Raw genomic sequence first — 20,961 nt, 5'->3', positions numbered from 1 at the left:
GCAAACCGGCCTGCTATGGTCGTGTCCCGACACGGGGTGCCCGCGACCGCGAGCTGAGATCAGACCCGTCGAACCTGCTCCAGTGCAATGCTGGCGAAGGGATGTCGAAATGCGCGATGTCGTGCCCACCGTCCGAGGACCGGAAGCGGCGCTCCGAGCGCTGCGGGATGCCGTTCCGCTCACCCACTGCGTGACCAACGCCGTCGTCACCGGGTTCACCGCGAATGCGCTGCTCGCGCTCGGGGCGAGTCCTGCCATGGTCGACATCGCCGGTGAAGCGGGGATCTTCGCCGGAATCGCCGACGGTGTGCTGATCAACCTCGGCACCCCTAATCCCCAGCAGCAGGCCAGCGCCCGTGAGATCGTGGCGGCGACGCGGCGCTGGGTGCTGGACCCTGTCGCGGTCGGGATGCTGCCGATCCGCACCGCTCTCGCGGCGGAGCTCGTCGCCGCTCGACCCGCGATCATCCGGGGCAATGCCTCGGAGGTCGCGGCGGTCGCCGGCGGCGGTTCCGGCGGACGGGGCGTCGACAGCGTCGACGACCCGGACTCGGTGCACGCGGCGGCTGTCGACCTCGCGCGCCGGACCGGGACGGTGGTCGCGGTGTCGGGAGAGGTCGATCTCATCACCGACGGCGAGCGGGTCGCGCGGGTGCGCGGGGGAGATCCCCTGCTGACCCGGGTCACCGGCGGGGGCTGTTCGCTGGGCGCGACGATGGCGGCCTTCCTCGGCGTCGTCGAGCCGTTCTCGGCGGCGATCGCCGCGTCGGTCGTGCACAAGCACGCGGCCGAGGCCGCGGCATCCGTCTCGTCCGGCCTCGGTTCGTTCGCCGTCGCGTTCCTCGACGCGCTCGCGGCGCTGAGCCCCGAGGACCTCGACGGGTCCCGGGTCGAGGCGCACCTCGCGAGCGCGGAGGCGACGCGGTGACCCGCCGGGTCGACCTCGCTCTGCACCTCGTCACCGATGACCGGCTCGATGCCGACGCGCTGCCGTCGATCGTCGACGCCGCGATCGACGGGGGCGTGACCGTCGTGCAGCTGCGCGACAAGAGAGTGAGCGCGGCGGAGCTCGTCCGCCGCGCTCGGGTGCTGTCGGAGGTGATCGCCGGACGGGTCCCCCTGCTCATCGACGACCGGGTCGACGTCGCCCTCGCCGCCATCGATGCGGGTGCCCGCGTGGACGGCGTGCATCTCGGTCAGAACGACATCCCACCCACGACCGCGCGCAGGCTGCTCGGGACGGGCGCCGTCATCGGGTGGACGGCGAACACGGCGGCGCATCTGCAAGCCGCCCACGCGATGCCGCACGGAACCCTCGATTATCTCGGTGTCGGTGTGATCCGGCCGACCTCCACGAAGGCCGATCACCCGCCGGCCCTCGGCATCGACGGATTCGCCGAACGCGCCGCGGCCACGCCGCTCGCGTGCGTCGCGATCGGCGGCGTCGTCGCCGAGGACGTCGTTCCGCTTCGCCGCGCGGGCGCGGCCGGGGTCGCCGTCGTGTCGGCGATCTGTGGCGCCGCAGATCCCGCCGCCGCGGCCCGTGCCTTCGCCCGCGGGGGCGACCGGTGACCGCGGGGGTACCGGCGCCCCGGGTGCCGCGGGTGCTGAGCATCGCCGGCACCGACCCCTCGGGCGGCGCCGGCATCCAGGCCGACCTGAAGTCGATCGCCGCGATGGGCGGCTACGGGATGGCCGTCGTGACGGCGCTCGTGGCGCAGAACACCCGCGGCGTGCGGGCGGTGCACGTGCCTCCGGCTGAGTTCCTGCGCGCGCAGCTCGACGCCGTGGGCGACGACGTCGAGATCGATGCCATCAAGATCGGGATGCTGCACTCCGCGCCGCTCATCGCGGTCGTCGACGACTGGCTCGCTCGCCGCGGCCACGACCTCGTCGTGCTGGACCCCGTCATGGTCGCCACGAGCGGCGATCGCCTGCTCGACCCCGCCGCGGAGGCTGCGATCCGCGACCTCTGCCGGCGCGCCGCCCTCGTGACGCCCAACCTCCCCGAGCTGGCCGTCCTGACGGAGGAGCCGGTCGCGCGGTCGTGGCGGGATGCGCTCGCGCAGGCGTTGCGCTTCGCCCGCGCCTCGGGCTCGATCGTGCTGGTCAAGGGCGGACATCTCGCCGGCGAGGACTGCCCCGACGCGATCGTGACGCCGGACGGCGTCGCCGCAGAGGTGGCCCGGCGGCGCATCGCCTCGACCAACACGCACGGCACCGGATGCTCGCTGTCGTCGGCGATGGCGACCCTCGGCGCGAGCGGCGTCGACTGGACCGACGCCCTCCCGCGCGCCACGGCGTGGCTGGCCGGTGCGATCGCGGCCGGCGCGGCGCTCGGCGTCGGTCGCGGCAACGGGCCCGTCGACCACCTGCACGAACTGCGCCCGCACCTCCCGTCGCCGGTGTCGCCTGTCTCGTCGGTGTCGTGGACAGCGCGCGTATGGGCCGAGGCGGCTCCGCTGCGCGCAGCCGTCAACGCGTGCGGCTTCGTCGACGGGCTGCGCACGGGGTCGCTCGATGAGCCCGTGTTCGCCTGGTACCTCGAACAGGACGCGCTGTACCTCTCGGAGTACGCCCGCGTGCTCGCCCGCGCCAGCGCTCTCGCGCCGCGGAGCGATGAACAGGTGTTCTGGGCGGAAGCCGCCGCCTCGGCGATCGCAGTCGAGTCGGAGCTGCATCGCTCGCGCGTCGACGCAGATACCGCGGAACCGGCGCCCACGACGCTCGCGTATACCGATCACCTGCATGCGGCGTCGGCCCGCGGCTCGTACGGCGAACTGGTCGCCGCCCTCCTGCCGTGCTTCTGGCTCTACTCCGATGTGGGCGAGCGGTTCGCAGCGGCATCCCACGCGCGGCATCCGTATCGGGACTGGCTCTCGACCTATGCCGACCCCGCGTTCGCCGCGTCGACTCGTGCCGCGATCGAGATCGCCGACCGGGCCGCCGCAGGTGCATCGGCGTTCGAGCGCGAGCGGATGAGCGTCGCGTTCGAACGATCGATGCGCCACGAGCTCGCCTTCTTCGAGGCCCCCGTCGCAGCGCTGGTCGGCGCAGCACGGGCGGGAGGGGCTATGCGCGGGGCCTAGTCTGTGCTCATGCCGAAGGGAAGAGCCGGCCGAGCCACCATGAAGGATGTGGCGGCGCTCGCCGGAGTCTCGGCGAAGACGGTCTCCAACGTGCTGACGGGCACCGCGGTCGTCCGTCCCGAGACGCAGCAGCGCGTGGAGTCGGCCATGCGCGAGCTCGACTTCGTGCCCAACCTCAGCGCCCGCGGGCTGCGGAACGGCCGCTCCGGTGTCATCGCCATCGCGCTGCCGGACCTCGCGACGGCGTACTCCGCCGAGATGCTGCATCACCTCGTCGATGCGGCGCATCAGCGCGGCTATGCGGTGCAGATCGAGGAGACGGCGCTCGAGCCCGAGCGCGAGCGAGACCTCGTCTCACGGGCGCGACAGCACCTCGTCGACGGTGTCGTCCTGAATCCGATCCGCATCGAGGACAGCGTGGTCGACCGTGATGAGCGGCTGCCGCCCGTCGTGCTGATCGGAGAGGTCGAGCAGCACGTCACCGACCGGGTTCTCGTCGACAGTCGCGCCGGGGCGCGCGACGCCGTCGCGCACCTGGTGTCCCGCGGCGCGCGACGCATCGCCGCGATCGGCGGCGATGAGCAGGCCGGCCTCGCGACGGCGACGAGCCGCCTGCGCCTCGCCGGGGTACGCGACGCGCTCGACGAAGCGGGTCTCGCGCACGATCGTCGCCGTGAGATCAACGCCCTGCCGTGGAACATGGAGGCTGGCGCGATCGGCGTCCGGACGCTGCTGGAGCGCGGGGTCGACGTCGACGCCGTCCTCTGCTTCACCGACTCGATCGCGGTGGGTGCGCTGCACGAGCTGGCGCGTGCGGGCATCCGGGTGCCGGACGACGTGCTCGTGTGCGGCTTCGACGACATCGAGCAGTCGCGATACACCACGCCCGAGCTGACGACCGTGTCGTTCGACCGGGTCGAGTTCGCGCGCGCGACCATGGCGCTCCTGGAGGAGCGCATCGCGGCGCGCGACATCCCGGTGCGCGCCGTCGCGATCGCGCATCGCGTCGTCGCCCGCGCCAGCACGGATGGCGCGCCCCGCGGCATCTCCGCGCGACGGTGACGCACCGATGGCGTCGCGGAACGCCATCGGTGGCAGCATCCGGATTTTCCTTGCGCATTGATTACATCGATGTAAAAGTATGAGGGTCCCTGGTTGTCACGATGTCGTGCCGTCACAAAGGAGTGACCGATGGCCCCACCCATAGAACTCAGCAGACGGCGGTTCCTCACGGGAGCCGCAGCCCTCGCCGGAACCGCCTTCCTCGCCTCGTGCGCCGGTCTCCCCGGCGGTACGGGCGCCCGCACCCTTCAGTTCTGGCACCTGCTCTCCGGTGCCGACGGCGTGACGATGTCCGGGCTCATCGACGGCGTCAACGCCGCGCAGTCCGACTACCGCGTGCGCCCGACCGTGCTCGCCTGGGGCGAGCCGTACTACACGAAGCTCGCGATGGCGGCCGCGGGCGGGCGGGCGCCCGACGTCTCGGTCATGCACGCCTCGCGCGTCGTCGGCTATGCGCCCGGCGGGCTGCTCGACACGTGGGACACCGCGCGCCTGGCCGACCTCGGCGTCGACGCGAGCACCTTCACCGACGCGATCTGGCGCAAGGGCTTCATCGGCGACGACCTCTACAGCGTCGCGCTCGACGCGCACCCGTTCATCCTGATGTACAACACCGACATCTGCGCCGAGGCGGGTGTGCTCGACAGCGACGGCAAGCTGCCGCCGATCACCTCGCCCGACGACTTCCTCGAGCTCGGACGGGCGGTGGCCGCGGTCTCGGAGTCGCACGGGCTGTCGTTCGGCTACCTCGGCGACGGCGCGCAGATGTGGCGCCTCTTCTACACGCTCTACACGCAGCACGGGCTCGAGATCGAGCTTCCCGAGGGCGGCAAGGCGCAGATCGACGAGGATGCCGCGGTCGCGGCGCTCAGCTTCATGCAGCAGCTCCTCGACGACGAGATCGCCTCGCGCAGCGCCGACTACCAGAGCGCGATCGCGGAGTTCGCCACCGGTCGCAGCGGACTGTTCCTCACCGGCGTCTGGGAACTGCGCTCGATGCAGCAGCAGAACCTGCCGATCGACGCCGCGATCATCCCGGCCGTGTTCGGCACCCCGTCGGTCTACGCCGACTCGCACTCGTTCACGCTGCCGCACCAGAGCGCACCCGACGAGGAGACCCGCGACCTCGTCTACCGTTTCGTCGCCGACATCCTGAAGGGCTCGTTCGACTGGGCAGGGGCAGGACACATCCCCGCCTACCTCCCGGTCACGCAGTCGGCCGCCTATGCCGACCTGCTGCCGCAGGCGCACTACGCCGAGGCCGCCGAGCTCGTCCGGTACGACCCGCCGGCGTGGTTCACCGGCTCGGGCTCGCGCTTCCAGGCCGACTTCGGCGCCGCCGTGCAGAACGTCCTGCTCCAGGGCGCCGACCCGGCTCAGGCGATCGCCCGCTTCCGCGCGGGTGTCGACCTGCGCCTGCAGACGCCGAACCCCGCCGCACCGGAAGGAGCCCGCGCATGACCCTCGACACCGGATCCGGCCGCGCCGGTCTCGCCGACACGGCCGCGACGCGGACGATCGTCACCGGCGACCGCACGCGGCGGCACCGTCACGTCGGCGACCGCGGAGAGCAGCGCATCGCCTGGACCTTCCTCGCGCCCTTCCTCGCCGCCTTCCTCCTCTTCCTCGTGTGGCCGCTGCTGCACGGGCTCTATCTGAGCTTCACCGACCAGTCGCTGACGGGCGCCGGCGGATCGTTCATCGGCATCGCGAACTACGTCGAAGCGCTCGGCGACCCCGTCATGTGGCGCTCGCTCGGCAACACCGCCTGGTTCACGGTTCTGTCGACCGTGCCGCTCGTCGTCCTCGCCCTGGTCATGGCGCTGCTCGTGCAGCGCGGCCTGCCCGGGCAGTGGCTCTGGCGGCTGTCGTTCTTCATGCCGTACCTGCTCGCCTCCACGGTCATCTCGCAGATCTGGGTGTGGATCTTCAACCCGCAGATCGGCGCGGCCAACGGCATCCTCGAGGCGTTCGGGCTCGAGCCGATCGCCTGGCTGCAGAATCCCGACACCAACATGCTCGCGATCGTCGTCGCGACGGTGTGGTGGACGATCGGCTTCAACTTCCTGCTCTACCTCGCGGCCCTCCAGAACATCCCCGAGACCCAGTACGAAGCCGCATCCATCGACGGCGCGGGGGAGTGGCGCAAGCTCTTCTCGATCACGATCCCGCAGCTCGGGCAGGTCACCGTGCTCATCGTCATCCTGCAGGTGCTGGCTTCGCTGAAGCTGTTCGACCAGGCGTACCAGATGCTCGGAGGCATCGCGAGCGAGACGACCCGCTCGATCGTGCAGTACATCTACGAGTCCGGGTTCGTCGGGTACCGCTTCGGCTACTCGGCGGCGATCTCGTACGTCTTCTTCGCCGTGATCGTCCTGATCGGCGTCATCCAGGCCCTCGCCACCCGTCGCCGGAAGGAGCACTCATGAGCGCCGTCACCGCCAGCTCCACGGCCACGCGCGCCGTCGTCGCCCCGGGGGTCGCCCCCGATCCGCGAAGCCGCAAGCCCGGCCAGCGCCGGTTCAGCGCGATCAACGTCGTCGCCTTCATCGCCCTCGCCCTCATGGCGATCGGCTGGCTGCTGCCGTTCCTGTGGGCGGTCGCGACCGCCTTCAAGACCGAGACGGATGCCGCATCGGGCGCCGGCGGATGGGTGGGCGAGAGCGGGCCCACGACCGAGGCGTTCACCTCGATCCTCTCGCAGGGCAACGTCTGGGTCTGGGCCGGCAACAGCCTCTGGACCTCCGCCGTGATCACCCTCCTCACCGTCGCGATCTCGGCCGTGGCCGCCTATGCGTTCTCGCGGCTGGAGTTCCGCGGCAAGAAGTTCCTCTACGGCGCGGTGATCGCCTCGATCGTCATCCCGCCGCAGGTGCTGATCATCCCGCTCTTCTACGAGATGCTCGCCTTCAACCTCGTCGACACCCCGTGGGGCCTGATCCTGCCGCAGGTCGTCGCGCCGGCGATGGTGTTCATCCTCAAGAAGTTCTTCGACCAGGTGCCGATCGAGCTCGAGGATGCCGCGCGGGTCGACGGCGCCGGACGCTTCCGGGTGTTCTGGTCGATCGTGCTGCCGCTGTCGCGGCCGATCCTCGGCGCCGTCGCGATTTTCGTGTTCATCGGCGCGTGGAACAACTTCCTCTGGCCGTTCCTCATCATCAACGACACGACCCTCATGACCCTGCCGGTCGGACTCCAGACCGTCATCAGCGCTTACGGCGTGCAGTACGCGCAGGTCATGGCACAGGCCGTCCTCGCCTCGGTGCCGCTGATCATCGTCTTCCTGGTGTTCCAGAAGCAGATCGTCCGCGGCGTCGCCACGACCGGTTTCGGCGGTCAGTGACCGGCGTCGCCCGTCACGCGTCGTCCGCATCCCCTCACCCCGAAAGAACAGGAGCATCATGCCCCGCGCCCGCATCGTCCTCGATCGCGACTTCACCGTGGCCGACGTGCCGCGCCGCCTCTTCGGCTCGTTCGTCGAGCACATGGGCCGTTGCGTCTACACCGGCATCTACGAGCCCGGTCACCCGCAGGCCGACGAACGCGGCTTCCGGCGCGACGTCCTCTCGCTCGTGAAGGAGCTGGGCGCCACCGTGATCCGCTATCCCGGCGGCAACTTCGTCTCGGGCTACAACTGGGAGGACGGCGTCGGTCCCGTGGCCGAGCGTCCGCACCGGCTCGACGGAGCATGGCACACCGTCGAGACCAACGCGTTCGGACTCCACGAGTTCGTCGACTGGGCGCGCGAGGCCGAGGTCGAGGTCATGGAGGCGGTCAACCTCGGCACGCGCGGTGTCGACGAGGCCCGCGCGCTCGTCGAGTACGCCAACCACGCCGGCGGCACGTACTGGTCCGACCTGCGTCGCCGCAACGGCGCAGCCGCTCCGTTCGACATCCGGCTCTGGTGCCTGGGCAACGAGCTCGACGGCCCGTGGCAGATCGGTCACAAGACCGCGCACGAGTACGGCCGGCTCGCACAGGAGACGGCGAAGGCGATGCGCCTGGTCGACCCCGACATCGAGCTCGTCGCGGTGGGGTCGTCGAACCGGCAGATGCCGACCTTCGGCTCGTGGGAGCACACGGTCCTCACGCACGCGTACGACGAGGTGGACTACATCTCGATGCACGCCTACTACCAAGAGGACGGCGGGGATGCGGCATCCTTCCTCGCCGAGGCCGTCGACATGGACGCCTTCATCGACGGCGTCGTCTCGACGATCGACGCGGTCAAGGCTGCGGGCAAGCACCGCAAGCAGGTCGACATCTCGTTCGACGAGTGGAACGTCTGGTACCAGCGGGGCCTCGACACCGAGGACCAGCCGCACATCGTCTCGGCGTCGAAGGAGTGGCGCGCCCACCCGCGCCTCATCGAGGACACCTACAACGTCACCGACGCCGTCGTGGTCGGGACGTTCCTGCACAGCCTGCTGCGCCACGGCGACCGCGTGCGCATCGCCAACCAGGCGCAGCTGGTCAACGTGATCGCCCCGATCCGTTCCGAGGAGGGCGGACCGGCCTGGCGGCAGTCGATCTTCTGGCCGTTCGCCCGCATGTCGCAGCTCGCCCAGGGGCGGGTGCTCCGGCTCGCGGTCGACTCCGACCAGACGCCGACGACGAAGTTCGGCGATGTGGATGTCGTCGACGCGGCCGCCACGTGGGACGAGGCGACCGGCCGCGTCGCCCTGTTCGTGGCGAACCGCTCGCTCGACTCCGAGACCGAGGTGTCGCTCGAGCTGCGCGGGCTCGGGGCCTCGGGCGTCGTGTCGGCCGAGGTGCTGACGGTTCCCGAGGGCGGCGACCGGCGGTCGGCCAACACGGAACACGACCAGGATTCCGTCGGCCTCGTGCCCCTGCGCGGCGTCGGTCTCGACGAGGGCACGCTGCGGGCGACCCTGCCCCCGCTGTCGTGGGCGGTGATCGTGCTCGACACCGCGCGCGCCTGACCCGCGCGTCGCGCGTACGTCGGAGAATCGCGCGTACCTCGGACCGATCCCGCGAGATCCTCCGATGTTCGCGCGATTCTCCGTTCTTGCGCGCGGGTCGGCGGGGCCGGGGTTGTGGAAGGGGCACAACGGATGCGGGTGGGGGCATGGGGCATCCGATAGCGTCGGCCCTCGTGAACGTGTGGCTCCGGACCCTGCTGACGATCTGGCGAGCGAAGCGACAGCTGCGCAGGAACGGCCCGCGGCCGCTCATGGCGGTCGGCCGGGTGAAGCTGCGAACGCTGCCGACCGACATCGACCTGCTCGGGCACATGAACAACGGGCGCTACGCCTCGCTGTTCGACCTCGGCCGGTTCGACCTGCTGGTGCGCAACGGCATCTGGGACACGTTCCAGGAGAAGGGCTGGTACGGCGTCGTCGCGAGCAGCACGATCACCTTCCGGAAGTCGCTCAACCTCTGGCAGCGCTTCACGATCGAGACGCGCCTGCACGGGCACGACGACAAGTCGGTGTACATGGTGCACCGCGCGGTCGTCCGCGGCGAGGTGTACGCCGAGATGGTCGTGCGGTCGCGGTTCCTCCGCCGCACGGGTGGCATCGTGCCGCTCGACGAGCTGTTCGACGTTCTCGGCCGACGCGACGACCTGCCCCCGCTCGAGCCGTGGATGACCGAATGGGCTGCCGCTACCGCGCTTCCGTCGACCCGTGCCGAGGCGCCCAGCATCTGGGAGTGATCGCCCGGGCGAGGCGCCACCCCGGGAGAGCTGCCGCGACATAGGCTGACGGCATGTCCGACACCGTTTCGTCCGGCACCACCCCGCCGGGCTTCCCCGCCGACGACAACCTCGCCCAACAGGCGGTGGACCTGGCCCAGAAATGGGTGCACTCGTCGGCCGATTTCCCCGCGGATGCCGCAGCGCAGCGCCTCGCCGGAGTCCTGCGCGACCCGAACGGGCTGCCGTTCACGATCGGCTTCGTCGACGGGGTGATGCGCCCCGAGAGCGTGACCGCCGCAGCGACCCGGCTGCACCACGTCGCCCCGCTCGTCCCCGAGTTCCTGCCGTGGTACCTCCGCGGGGCCGTGCGCGTCGGCGGCGCCGTCGCCCCGATGCTGCCGACCCCGGTCGTGCCGATCGCCCGCACGGCGCTGCGCGAGATGGTCGGACACCTGGTCGTCGACGCTCGACCCCACAAGCTCGGCCCGGCGATCGCCCGGATCCGCGAGTCCGGCGCCCGACTGAACCTCAACCTCCTGGGCGAGGCCGTGCTCGGCGAGGACGAAGCCCGCCGCCGGCTCGCAGGCATCCACGAGCTGATCCGCCGCGACGACGTCGACTACGTCTCGGTCAAGGTCTCGGCGATCGTCAGCCGCATCTCGATGTGGGCGTTCGACGAGGTCGTCGCCGACGTGGTCGAACGTCTGCTGCCGTTGTACCTCAGCGCCGCCGAGGACGGCACCTTCATCAACCTCGACATGGAGGAGTACCGCGACCTCGACCTGACGATCGCCGTCTTCACCCGCCTGCTCGAAGACGAGCGACTCCGGGGCCTCGAGGCGGGAATCGTGCTGCAGGCGTACCTCCCCGACGCCGCCGACGCGCTCGACGAGCTGACGGCGTGGGCGCAGGCCCGCGTCGCCGCCGGCGGAAGCCGGATCAAGGTGCGCCTGGTCAAGGGGGCGAACCTCGCGATGGAGCGCGTGGACGCGACGATCCACGGCTGGCCGCTCGCGACCCACGCCAGCAAGCTCGACGCCGACGCGATGTACCTCCGCTGCCTCGACCGGGCCCTGCGTCCCGAGCGCAGCGCGGCGGTGCGGCTCGGCGTCGCCGGCCACAACCTCTTCGACATCGCCTACGCCTGGCTGCTCGCCGGCGAGCGCGGCGTGAGCGACGACATCGAGATCGAGATGCTGCTCGGCATGGCCCAGGGCCAGGTCGCGGCGGTGACGGCCGATGTCGGCCACGTCCTGCTGTACGTGCCGGTCGTGCGGCCCGACGAGTTCGATGTCGCGATCAGCTACCTCGTCCGCCGGCTGGAGGAGAACGCCTCGAGCGAGAACTTCCTCTCCGCCGCGTTCGACCTCGCGACCGATGCGAGTCTGTTCGAGCGCGAGCGCGACCGATTCCTCGCCTCGCTCGAGCGCGCGGCCGACCCGGCGCTGCCCAGTTCGCCCAACCGTACGCAGGACCGCACGCTCTCGCTCCGGCCCATCGCGCCGCAGCGCATCACGCGCGACCCCGCCGGCGGCGACGACGGCCTCACGCAGGCGGTGCTCGGGATCGCCGACGCCGCGGGCCGCTCGGACGACACCACGGCGCTGGGCCAGCACGACGACATCCTGTTCGGCGGTGAGCGTTTCGTCGAGACGGCGGTGTACGCGCCCCGCGAGACGCGCCGCGCACCGGCACTCGGGGCACCTGGTTTCGCCAACACCCCCGACTCCGACCCCGCGCTCGCGGTCAATCGGGAGTGGGCGCGCGGCATCCTCTCGCGGATCGCCGGCAGCACGGCCGGTGACGAGACGATCGCGGCGGCGCGGGTCGACGACGCCGGAACGCTCGACGAGATCGTGGCGCGCGTCGGCTCGGCGGCATCCGCCTGGGGCGCGATGGCGGCAGCCGACCGCAGCGCCGTGCTGCTCGCGGCCTCGCGTGCGCTCGAGTCGCGCCGGGCCGAGCTCATCGAGGTCGCCGCGTCCGAGACGGGCAAGGTGCTGGCCGAGGCCGACGTCGAGGTCAGCGAGGCGGTCGATTTCGCCGCCTACTATGCGGCGACGGCGCGCGAGCTCGACCGGGTGAGCGGTGCCGTCTTCCAGCCGGCCTCGGTCACGGTGGTCACCCCGCCGTGGAACTTCCCGCTCGCCATCCCCGCCGGCGGCGTGCTCGCGGCCCTCGCTGCCGGCTCGGGCGTCGTCTTCAAGCCCGCGCCGCAGGCCCGGCGCTGCGCGGCGGTCGTCGCCGAGGCGCTGTGGGACGCCGGTGTGCCCCGCGACCTGCTCGCGCTGGTCGACATCGACGAGGGCGATCTCGGCCGACGCCTCATCACCCACCCGTCGGTCGACCGCGTCATCCTCACCGGCTCGTGGGAGACGGCGGCGCTGTTCCGGTCGTGGCGGCCCGAGCTGCCGCTGCTGGCCGAGACGAGCGGCAAGAACGCGATCATCGTCATGCCCTCGGCAGACCTCGATCTGGCGGCATCCGACCTCATCAAGAGCGCGTTCGGGCACGCCGGTCAGAAGTGCTCCGCCGCGTCGCTCGCGATCCTCGTCGGGCCGGTCGGCCGGTCGAAGCGGTTCGCGCGCCAGCTCGTCGACGCCACCCGTTCGCTGCGGGTGGGTCCGCCGACCGATCCGCGCAGCGAGGTCGGACCCGTGATCGAGCCGCCCCAGGGCAAGCTCGAGTGGGCGCTCACCTCGCTCGAGGACGGTGAGCGCTGGCTCGTCGAGCCGCGTCGTCTCGACCTCGGCGACGACACCGCGGGCCGGTTCTGGTCCCCGGGCGTCAAGGTCGGGGTGAGCCCGGGGTCGCGCACGCATCTCGAGGAGTTCTTCGGTCCGGTGCTCGGCATCATGCACGCCCGCACGCTCGAGGAGGCGATCGAGCTGCAGAACGCGGTCGCCTACGGCTTGACCGCGGGCCTGCACACCCAGGATGCCGCCGACCTCGCGACGTGGCTCGACCGGGTCGAGGCCGGCAACCTGTACGTCAACCGCGGTATCACGGGTGCCATCGTGCAGCGTCAGCCCTTCGGCGGCTGGAAGCGGTCGTCGGTGGGCGCGGGCACGAAGGCCGGGGGGCCGAACTACCTCGTCGGTCTCGGTTCGTGGCGCGCCTCGAGCGGGTCGGCGTCCAGCACACTGCACCTGCGCGGTCTCGACTCGCGCATCACGACCATCATCGAGTCGGCGCAGCCCACGCTCGACTACGAGTCGTTCGAGTGGCTGCGGCGCGGCGCTCTCTCGGATGCCGTCGCGTGGGACCGAGAGTTCGGGCAGGTGCGCGACGTGTCCGGCCTCGGCGTCGAGCGGAACCTGTTCCGGTACCGCCCGGTCGACGTCGCCGTGCGCGCGTCGTCGGACGCCACCTGGCAGGCGGTGCTCCGCGTGATCGTCGCGGGTGTGCGGGCCGGGTCGGGCGTGACGCTCAGCTCGCCGGTGGGCCTGCCGGCCGAGGTGCGGCGGGCGCTCGGCGAGGTCGACATCTCGGTGTCGGTCGAGACGGATGGTGAATGGCTGCAGCGCATCGCCGCGGCGGATCGGCGCCCCGGCCGCATCCGCCTGGTCGGGTCGCGAGACGCGGTGGCCGAGCTGCGAACCGCGATCGCGGGGGCGACCGGCGGCGACCCGGATGTCGCCGTCTACGCCGACGAGGTCACCACGGCCGGCCGCATCGAGGTGCTGCCGTTCGTGCACGAGCAGTCGATCACGATCACGGCGCACCGCTTCGGCAACCCCGACGACTGGTCCGAGGCGGTCATCTGACGTGCGACTGCGGAGCCGCCTCGGTAGCGTGGCGGGATGACGGATGACGCAGCCGCCGCGCCCACGCTGATCCTGGCCCGCCTGTCGATCGAACGCGAGTCGCTCGTCGGGGCCTTGTTCATCGGGCTCGGGGCGGTGGGACTCGCGATCGCCGTCATCGGGCTGGCGTTCTCGCCGTCTCTCAGCCTGCCGGTGCTCGTGGGTGTCGGTGCGGGGGCGGTGCTGCTCGTCCACGGCATCCTGCGCCGTTCGGCCGCCGCGCGTGCCGCCGCCACGCTCGACCGGCTCGGGTCCGCCCCGGCCTCCGCCTCTCGCTGAGCTGAGCCCGGCGCTGCGCGCGACCTCTAGGCGATGGCGTCGAGCACGGCGGTGACGTGGGCATCCAGTGCCGTGGGCGTCGGCTCGGGGTCGAGGCCCAGGAGTCGTCGACGGTGCGGCTCGCCCAGCAGTGCCCCGAAGAGATGCTCGGCGCGGCGCTCGTCGCCGTTCAGGTGGGCGGCGAGGTAACGCTGCGCCGCGAGCGGACCGGCGTCGTAGAACGCGCGCGAGATCGCGGGGTCGTCGAGCGCGACCGCCACGGCTGCGCGGTGCAGGCCGACGGCGCGGTCGGCGAACAGCGCCGCCGCGATCAGGGTGCAGGCGTGCCGGAGGTCGCGCGCTTCGACCTCGAGGTAGTCGTGCACATCGGTCACCGCGGCGCGAAGGAGTGCCGGCTTGTCGCCGATCCGGTCGTAGATCGTGCGCTTGGTCACGCCCGCCTCCTGCGCGATCGCATCGAGCGAGGCGGCGTGGAAGCCGACCGCGACGAACAGCCGCGCGGCCACCGCGACGATGCGGGCGTCGCGTGCGGCCTGCTCGTGGACGGGTGGCCGTCCGCGGCGGCGGTCTGCGGTCGAGGGCATGCCGACAGGTTAGCAGAATGATACGGTGGCGTTTCATTAAGGAGGCGCCATGGACGAGATCGTCTGTCACATCGCGATCGCCGACGACTGGGGCATGAGCCGGAAGTTCGGCGAGTACGAGGTCGCGACACGGGGCATGCCGTGGGAGCCGGGCGGCCACATCCGGGCCTGCGATCCCGCGGACGTGGCCGACGTCGTCGCCACGGTCTACGCCGACGTGCGGCTGCCGCTGCTGCGGATCGACTGCAGCGTCGAGGGTCTCGCGCGCAACGGCGTCGAGGTGGCGCGGGTCGATGGGCAGCCCCGCATCCTCGGCCCCATCCCGATGAACCCGGATGTCGTCGTCGGCGAGCATCCCCTCACCGCCTGAGGCGGCCGGGCCGGACGCGCGACGGCCCGCCCCGGCCGGAGTCGGGGGCGGGCCGTCGTGATCGGTCTGCGCCGGATCAGGCGTCGATGCCGACCGAGTGCGACAGGCGTGCGCGCTCGTCGCCGGAGAGCTCGAGGTCGACCGCCTTCGCGCTGTCGACGATCGACTCGGCGCGACGCGCTCCCGGAATCGGGATGACGGTGTCGCCGAGTCCCAGCTCCCAGGCCAGCACGACCTGCTGCGGGCTCACGTCGTGGGCGCGGGCGACCTCGCCGAACACGGCGAAGCGATCACCGATCGAGCGTGCGCCACCGCCCGTGCCGCCCAGGGGGCTCCAGGGCAGGAACGCGATGCCACGGTCGACGCAGTAGCGCAGCTCGTCGTAGCTTCCCGGGTGCCGCGGCGAGAACTCGTTCTGGACGCTCGTGAGGTTGCCGGCGCCGAGCACCTGCTCGGCGATCTCGATCTCTTCGACGCTCGCGTTCGAGATGCCGACCGCCCGGATCTTGCCCTCCTGCTGCAGGGTCTTGAGATTCTCCATGACCTCGCCGTAGACCATCCAGCGGTCGGGGCGGTGGTACTGGTACAGGTCGATCACGTCGACGCGGAGCGCGCGGAGCGAGGCCTCGACGGCCTTCCGCAGGTAGTCGAGCGAGCCGTCGCGGCCCCACTTCTCGCCCTCGCTGCGGGTGATGCCGCCCTTCGTGGCCACCACGATCTGCGAGCGGTCGCCGCTCCACGTGGCCAGGGCCTCGGCCATGATCTCCTCGTTGTGCCCCATCGTGTCCCAGCTCGGGGCGTAGATGTCGGCGGTGTCGAGCAGGGTGACGCCCGCGTCGAGTGCGGCGTGGACCGTGGCGACGGCATCCTTCCGGTCGGGGATCTGCTTGTCGTTGTTCATCGAGACGGGCATCCCGCCCAGGCCGATGGCCGAGACGGTGAACGGTCCGAGGGTGCGCTGCTGCATGGGTCTCCTTCGACGATGAGCGGTGGTGTGGCTCCAGCCTGTCAGGCGCGACCGCGAACGGGCAGGACCTTGCGCAATCGGACCGCGATGTCTCTCAGCGGAGCCCGAAGGGGCCGGGGGAGAATGGATGCCGGCCGCCCGGCGACCCGCCGCCGCGTGCGCGACCGCCGAAGCCAGGAGCCCGAATGACGATCGCCGACCCCCCTGCCGCCCCCGATGCGAATGAAAGCGGCAGCTCGACGCGCGCCCTCGCGGGACCCGCGCCGCTGCTGCCGGTCATGGCCGCGACGGCCGAGGGCGCGTGGGTGACCGACGTCGAGGGGCGCCGGTACCTCGATCTGACCGCCGATCCCGCGCTCGCCTTCGGGCACCGCCATCCCGCCCTGCTCGCCGTCGCCACCGAACAGCTGGGTCGGTTGACCGCGACGAGCGCCGTCGTCGCCGACGACCGTGCCGACGGCTTCGCCGACGCACTGGCCGCTCTTCTCGGCGCTGAGGCGGTGCTGCCCGTCGGCACCGGCGACGATGCGCTGCAAGTCGCGGTCGACGTCGTGCTCGGTGCGGGGGAGCGGACGACCGTCGTCGTCGCGGCCGGCTCGCACCCCGAGCTCGTCGCATCGGGAGCCGTCGCCGTGCCTTTCGGTGAGGTGGACGCGCTCGTCGCGGCGCTCGACGCCACCGTCGCGGCCGTCGTCCTCGAGCCCGTGCAGGCCCGCGCGGGCGTCGTCGGCGCGCCGGAGGGATACCTCGAAGCCGTGCGGCAGGCGACCGCCGATCGCGGGATCGCCCTGATCCTCGACGAGACCCGCAGCGGCCTGGGCCGGCTCGGCGACACCGTCGCCCTCGCCGGGGGAGGGATGGTCCCCGATCTCCGCGTGCTCGGCCCGGCGCTGGGCGGCGCGATCGTCCCCATCGCCGCCGTCGTCGGGAGCCGTGCGCTGCTCGGCGGTGTCGTGGCGCCGGTATCCGTGTCTTCGCTTGGGAGCGCCATCGCCCACCGCGTGGTCGAGATGCTCGAGGCGGGCGAGCTGCAGAACCGGGCCCGTGCTCTCGCCGAGCACCTCGCCGGACGCGTGGAGGCCCTCGTCGGAGCGGGTGCCGTGGCCGTCCGCACCGCGGGGGTGTGGGCGGGGGTCGACGTCGACCCGGCGGTCGTCACCGCCCCCGAGGTCGCCCGGCGCCTCGTCGCACGCGGTGTGCTCGTCGACGTGGTCGGCGAGTCGACGATCGTGCTCGCCCCGCCGTTGATCATCCGGGCGACCGAGCTCGACTGGGCGATCGAGCAGCTGCGCGTCGTGCTCGCGGCCTGATCCCGCCTCGTCGCGATACAGCCCCACCGGTCCGACGGATGTATCGCCGAGCCCGCAGAATCCGTCGTTGACACGGTCGCCGCCGAGCCGCTACCGTGCTGGTCATACGTAGAAGCACACCGTCGTTCTTCTACGGATCGGCGCTCATACGTATGACCGTCGGAACCGCACGCCACGTCACAGGAGACCGGAATGCGCACTTCCCGAATCGCCGCCACCGCCGCCCTCGCGACCGCGGCGCTCGCCCTGGCCGCCTGCACACCGGGTGCCGCCACGAACACCGCCGCCCGAGCCGACACCCTGATCTACGGCAAGTCCGACGGCGGTACCACCTACGTCCGCAACTACAACGTCCTGGGTCCCGCGACCGAGAAGGCGCCCAACGCCGAGCTGATCTACGAGCCGCTCGCGCGCATCGACTACGCCAACGGCGCGGTGGTCGAACCCTGGCTCGCGCAGTCGCTGCAGTTCGACGAGGCCGGCACCGCGCTCACGATCGAGCTGCGCTCCGATGTCACATTCTCGGACGGCGAGGCGATGGATGCCGACGATGTCGTCTACTCGCTCTCGCTGCCGCTCGAGCGCCCCGAGCTCAACCTCGCCGGCGTCACCTACGAGGCGGTGAGCAAGATCGACGACGACACGGTCCAGGTCGACTTCGCCGAGCCCTCGTTCGCCGCTCTCAACCAGTTCGCGTCGAGCTCGCTGCCGGTCGTCCCCGAGCACATCTGGCGCGACCAGGACCTCATGAGCTGGACGAACCCCGACCCCGTGGGCACGGGTCCCTTCACGGTCGACGCGTTCGCGGCCCAGCAGGTGACGCTCAAGGCGCGCGACGACTACTGGGGCGGGCAGATGCCCATGACCTACCTCAAGGTGCTCGCGACCAACGCGGAGGCGGTCAAGGCGCAGCTGCTCCGCGGCGACGTCGACTGGGCCCCGGCCTCGTGGGCGGGCGCGGAGGAGGAGTTCGTCGCGCAGAACCCCGAGACGAACCTGTACCAGCTCTACGCCACCGGCGGCGCGTACTCGATGATGTACAACACCGCGCAGCCGCCCTTCGACAACGCCGACCTGCGGCGCGCGCTCGCGCTGTCGATCCCGCGCTCGGACATCACCGCGACGCTCAACCGGCCGGGCACCGAGGCGGGCCCCACGGGCCTCGTCGACCAGATCTACGCCGACTGGATCGCGCCGGAGTATCGCGGCGTCGTGCAGGAGGTGGATGCGGCTGCGGCGCAGGCCGCCCTCGCGGCATCCGGTTTCACGGTCGTCGACGGCGCCCTCGAGAAGGACGGGCAGCGGTATTCGCCGCGCCTGTCGTTCAACCAGGACTTCGGGTGGAACGCGTACGCCGACATCATGATCAACAGCTGGAAGTCGGTGCTGGGCATCTCGGTCGCCCCGGCTGGGGCCCCGGGGGCGACTCTCTACGACCAGCAGAAGACGGGCGACTTCGACCTGACCATCGCCACGACCGGCGGTGCGGGGGTCTACGGCGTCTACGGGTTCCTCGACAGCCGGTACGTCGAGCCGCTCGGCACCGCCGCCGCGACGAACATCGGGCGCTGGAACGACCCCGAGACCGACCGCATCCTGTCGGACATGACCCGCGCGGCCGACGAAGACACGCTGCGCTCGCTGGGGCAGGAGATGCAGCGGATCGTCGTCGACGAGGTGCCCTTCAGCCCGCTGTACAACTCGTACTGGTTCGTCGACGTCAACGCGACGTATTGGACCGGCTGGCCGACGCCCGACGACTTCGATGCGGTGCCCTTCCCGAGCCTCGGGCCCGACACCGTCCGCACGCTGCTCTCGCTGAAGCCCGCGTCATGACCGCGCTCGGTGGGGCTCCCACGCCCACGACGACGACGGCCCTGGCCGAGGTCTCGGCGCGCCGGAAGCCCCGCCGGCGCAGCGGAGCCTTCCTCCTCAAGCGCCTCGGGTTCTATCTGGTGGCCGCATGGTCGGCGATCACGCTGAACTTCGTCATCCCGCGCCTCATGCCCGGCGATCCGTCGGCGGCGATCATCGACCAGCTCGAACGGGTGAGCGGTCAGGCGCTCGCGCCGGAGGCGCTCGTGTCGATCCGCGGGCTCTTCGGCAACCCCGATCAGAACCTGTTGGAGCAGTACGGCGCCTACCTCGCCCAGCTGGCGAGGTTCGACCTCGGCGTGTCGATCTCGAACTTCCCGGTGCCGGTCGCCGATCTCGTCGGCGCCGGCCTGCCGTGGACGCTGCTGCTGGTGGGGACGACGACCGTCATCTCGTTCGTCCTCGGCACGATGCTCGGAGTCGCCGTCGGATGGCGGGCCGGGTCGAGGTTCGACTCGATCATGACGCCGCTCATCACCTTCGTCTCGTCGGTGCCCTACTTCTGGATCGCGCTGCTGGCCCTGTGGCTGTTCGGCTTCGTCGTCGGCTGGTTCCCGCTCTCGGGCGGGTACGACCCGAACTTGCCGATCTCGCTCGAGCCGGCGTTCCTGCTGAGCGTCATGCAGTACGGGGCGCTGCCCGCCCTGACGATCATCTTCTCGGCGTTTGGCGGGTGGATGCTGGGCATGCGCAACATGACCGTCACGACGGTGCGCGAGGACTACGTGCTCCTCGCGCAGGCCAAGGGCCTTTCTCCCGCGCGCGTGCGCTGGCGTTATGCGGCGCGCAACGCGATGCTCCCGCAGTTCACCGGCTTCGCGATGGCGCTCGGCGGCGTGGTCGGCGGGGCGCTGCTGACCGAGATCGTCTTCAGCTACCCGGGCATCGGATACCTGCTGTTCTCGGCGCTGCAGAAGCGCGACTATCCGGTCATGCAGGGCGTGTTCCTGCTCGTGACCCTCACCGTCCTGCTGGCCAACCTCATCGCCGACTCGCTCTACGTGTGGCTCGATCCCCGCGTCCGAGAGGAGAGCTGACATGCGTGCCTCCCTGCTCCGCAACGGCAAGGTGCTCTTCGGAGTCGTCGTGCTGGCGTTCTTCGTGCTGCTCGCGCTGCTGGGGCCCGTGCTGCTGTCGGCGCTCGGCCTCGACGCCCGCGCCAACGACATCTCGGCGATCGCCGCCCCGCCGAGCGCGGCGCATCCGCTGGGTACGACCCAGTTCGGTCAGGACGTGCTCGCGCAGGTCATCGAAGGCGCTCGGGGCTCGATGTTCGTGGGCTTCCTCGGGGCGGCCATCGGCACCGCGATCGCGATCGTCGTCGGTGTGCCGGCGGGCTACTTCGGCGGCACGACGGGCAACCTGCTGAACTTCCTCACCAACATCTTCCTCGTCATGCCGGTGCTGCCGCTGATCTTCGTCGTGGCCGGCTACCTGCAGGGCACGGGCCTGGTCATGATCGCGATCATCATCGGCGTGTTCGGCTGGGCCGGCGGGGCGCGGACGCTCCGTGCACAGGCCATGAGCGTGCGCAACCGCGACTTCGTCCAGGCCATGCGGATGCTGGGCGAGCCCCACCGCCGCCTCATCTTCGTCGAGGTGCTGCCGCACCTCTACGGCTGGATCGCGTCGATGTTCCTCGGCGGCCTCATCGGCGCCGTCATGGCCGAGGCCGGGCTCGCCTTCCTCGGGGTCTCGGACTCGTCGGCGATCAGCTGGGGCACCATGATCCAGGCCGCGCAGCAGCAGAGCGCGGTGCTGCGCGGGCTCTGGTGGTGGTTCGTGCCGCCGGGCCTGTGCATCGCTCTGGTCGGCACGGCCGCCGCGCTCATCAACTTCGGCGTGGACGAGCTCGCCAACCCCAAGCTGCGGGCGGCGAGCCGGCGCGTCGCGAAGCGCACCGCCTCGGTGCGTCGTGAGGCCGCCGTGCTCGAGACGACCGGTGCAGAGAGGGCATGAC

At 71.3% G+C, this 20,961-nt stretch carries 18 protein-coding genes and 1 riboswitch; of the genes, 16 read left to right on the top strand and 2 right to left on the bottom strand.

Going from position 1 to position 20,961, the window contains the following annotated elements; genetic code table 11:
* Window positions 1–22 precede the first annotated feature (22 nt).
* Window positions 23–119: riboswitch (TPP riboswitch) on the top strand.
* The 11 genes from thiM to C3481_RS07175 all read left to right on the top strand — a co-directional run bounded on the left by thiM (window position 110) and on the right by C3481_RS07175 (window position 13,895).
* A complete protein-coding gene (gene thiM / locus C3481_RS07220) occupies window positions 110–928 on the top strand; it encodes a hydroxyethylthiazole kinase (protein WP_103842073.1) in 819 nt (272 codons plus the stop codon). (Overlaps the previous riboswitch by 10 nt.)
* On the top strand, window positions 925–1,572 hold the full coding sequence (gene thiE, locus C3481_RS16750; RefSeq protein WP_064956307.1) for a thiamine phosphate synthase: 648 nt from the start codon (window positions 925–927) through the stop codon (window positions 1,570–1,572). Before thiM ends, thiE begins: the two co-directional genes overlap by 4 nt.
* A gap of 32 nt (window positions 1,573–1,604) precedes the next feature.
* A complete protein-coding gene (locus C3481_RS07215) occupies window positions 1,605–3,089 on the top strand; it encodes a bifunctional hydroxymethylpyrimidine kinase/phosphomethylpyrimidine kinase (RefSeq protein WP_308457276.1) in 1,485 nt (494 codons plus the stop codon).
* A 9-nt stretch (window positions 3,090–3,098) separates the two neighbouring features.
* Window positions 3,099–4,151 carry a LacI family DNA-binding transcriptional regulator gene (locus tag C3481_RS07210; RefSeq protein WP_036305168.1) on the top strand — a complete coding sequence of 351 codons (1,053 nt, stop codon included), beginning with the start codon at window positions 3,099–3,101 and terminating at the stop codon, window positions 4,149–4,151.
* A 129-nt stretch (window positions 4,152–4,280) separates the two neighbouring features.
* Window positions 4,281–5,612: an extracellular solute-binding protein gene (locus C3481_RS07205; RefSeq protein ID WP_023952637.1), complete on the top strand. Its 1,332-nt coding sequence runs from the start codon at window positions 4,281–4,283 to the stop codon at window positions 5,610–5,612.
* Window positions 5,609–6,580, top strand: a complete 972-nt coding sequence (locus C3481_RS07200; RefSeq protein WP_023952636.1) for a carbohydrate ABC transporter permease — start codon at window positions 5,609–5,611, stop codon at window positions 6,578–6,580. The genes C3481_RS07205 and C3481_RS07200 overlap by 4 nt, the downstream gene beginning before the upstream one ends.
* Window positions 6,577–7,494 (top strand): carbohydrate ABC transporter permease, encoded by a 918-nt coding sequence (locus tag C3481_RS07195; RefSeq protein WP_023952635.1) that lies wholly within the window; start codon window positions 6,577–6,579, stop codon window positions 7,492–7,494. Before C3481_RS07200 ends, C3481_RS07195 begins: the two co-directional genes overlap by 4 nt.
* Before the next feature lie 58 nt (window positions 7,495–7,552).
* Window positions 7,553–9,094, top strand: coding sequence for an alpha-N-arabinofuranosidase (locus tag C3481_RS07190; RefSeq protein WP_023952634.1), 1,542 nt, complete (start codon window positions 7,553–7,555; stop codon window positions 9,092–9,094).
* Between the two features lie 173 nt (window positions 9,095–9,267).
* Window positions 9,268–9,828, top strand: a complete 561-nt coding sequence (locus C3481_RS07185; protein ID WP_036305161.1) for a thioesterase family protein — start codon at window positions 9,268–9,270, stop codon at window positions 9,826–9,828.
* Window positions 9,829–9,881: 53 nt separating this feature from the next.
* Window positions 9,882–13,577 carry a bifunctional proline dehydrogenase/L-glutamate gamma-semialdehyde dehydrogenase gene (locus C3481_RS07180; RefSeq protein WP_023952632.1) on the top strand — a complete coding sequence of 1,232 codons (3,696 nt, stop codon included), beginning with the start codon at window positions 9,882–9,884 and terminating at the stop codon, window positions 13,575–13,577.
* A gap of 36 nt (window positions 13,578–13,613) precedes the next feature.
* Window positions 13,614–13,895: a hypothetical protein gene (locus C3481_RS07175; protein ID WP_103841402.1), complete on the top strand. Its 282-nt coding sequence runs from the start codon at window positions 13,614–13,616 to the stop codon at window positions 13,893–13,895.
* A 26-nt stretch (window positions 13,896–13,921) separates the two neighbouring features.
* On the opposite strand, the gene C3481_RS07170 is transcribed toward C3481_RS07175, so the two are convergent.
* Entirely contained in the window at window positions 13,922–14,479 is a 558-nt protein-coding gene (locus C3481_RS07170) for a TetR/AcrR family transcriptional regulator (RefSeq protein WP_103841400.1), read from the bottom strand.
* Window positions 14,480–14,528: 49 nt separating this feature from the next.
* Between C3481_RS07170 and C3481_RS07165 the strand changes: the two genes are divergently transcribed.
* Window positions 14,529–14,849: an acyl-CoA dehydrogenase gene (locus C3481_RS07165; RefSeq protein WP_023952628.1), complete on the top strand. Its 321-nt coding sequence runs from the start codon at window positions 14,529–14,531 to the stop codon at window positions 14,847–14,849.
* Window positions 14,850–14,925: 76 nt separating this feature from the next.
* Here C3481_RS07165 and C3481_RS07160 read toward each other — a convergent pair whose 3' ends face one another.
* The gene (locus tag C3481_RS07160) at window positions 14,926–15,816 is read right to left on the bottom strand and encodes an aldo/keto reductase (RefSeq protein WP_023952626.1); all 891 of its coding nucleotides are present in this window, start codon (window positions 15,814–15,816) and stop codon (window positions 14,926–14,928) included.
* A gap of 185 nt (window positions 15,817–16,001) precedes the next feature.
* Here C3481_RS07160 and C3481_RS07155 point away from each other — a divergent pair, with 185 nt between their 5' ends.
* The 4 genes from C3481_RS07155 (at window position 16,002) to C3481_RS07140 (ending at window position 20,960) form a co-directional block, all read left to right on the top strand.
* Window positions 16,002–17,126, top strand: a complete 1,125-nt coding sequence (locus C3481_RS07155; protein ID WP_103841397.1) for an aminotransferase class III-fold pyridoxal phosphate-dependent enzyme — start codon at window positions 16,002–16,004, stop codon at window positions 17,124–17,126.
* A gap of 192 nt (window positions 17,127–17,318) precedes the next feature.
* A complete protein-coding gene (locus tag C3481_RS07150) occupies window positions 17,319–18,962 on the top strand; it encodes an ABC transporter substrate-binding protein (RefSeq protein ID WP_103841395.1) in 1,644 nt (547 codons plus the stop codon).
* Window positions 18,959–20,038: an ABC transporter permease gene (locus C3481_RS07145; protein WP_023952620.1), complete on the top strand. Its 1,080-nt coding sequence runs from the start codon at window positions 18,959–18,961 to the stop codon at window positions 20,036–20,038. The genes C3481_RS07150 and C3481_RS07145 overlap by 4 nt, the downstream gene beginning before the upstream one ends.
* A 1-nt stretch (window position 20,039) precedes the next feature.
* Window positions 20,040–20,960: an ABC transporter permease gene (locus C3481_RS07140; RefSeq protein ID WP_023952618.1), complete on the top strand. Its 921-nt coding sequence runs from the start codon at window positions 20,040–20,042 to the stop codon at window positions 20,958–20,960.
* Window position 20,961: the final 1 nt, after the last annotated feature.

Source organism: Microbacterium sp. Ru50, assembly GCF_002920555.1.
GTDB classification, from domain to species: Bacteria; Actinomycetota; Actinomycetes; order Actinomycetales; family Microbacteriaceae; genus Microbacterium; species Microbacterium arborescens.
The sequence above is the reverse complement of the archived record's forward strand: the minus strand, read 5'-3'. Positions and strand labels throughout refer to the sequence as shown.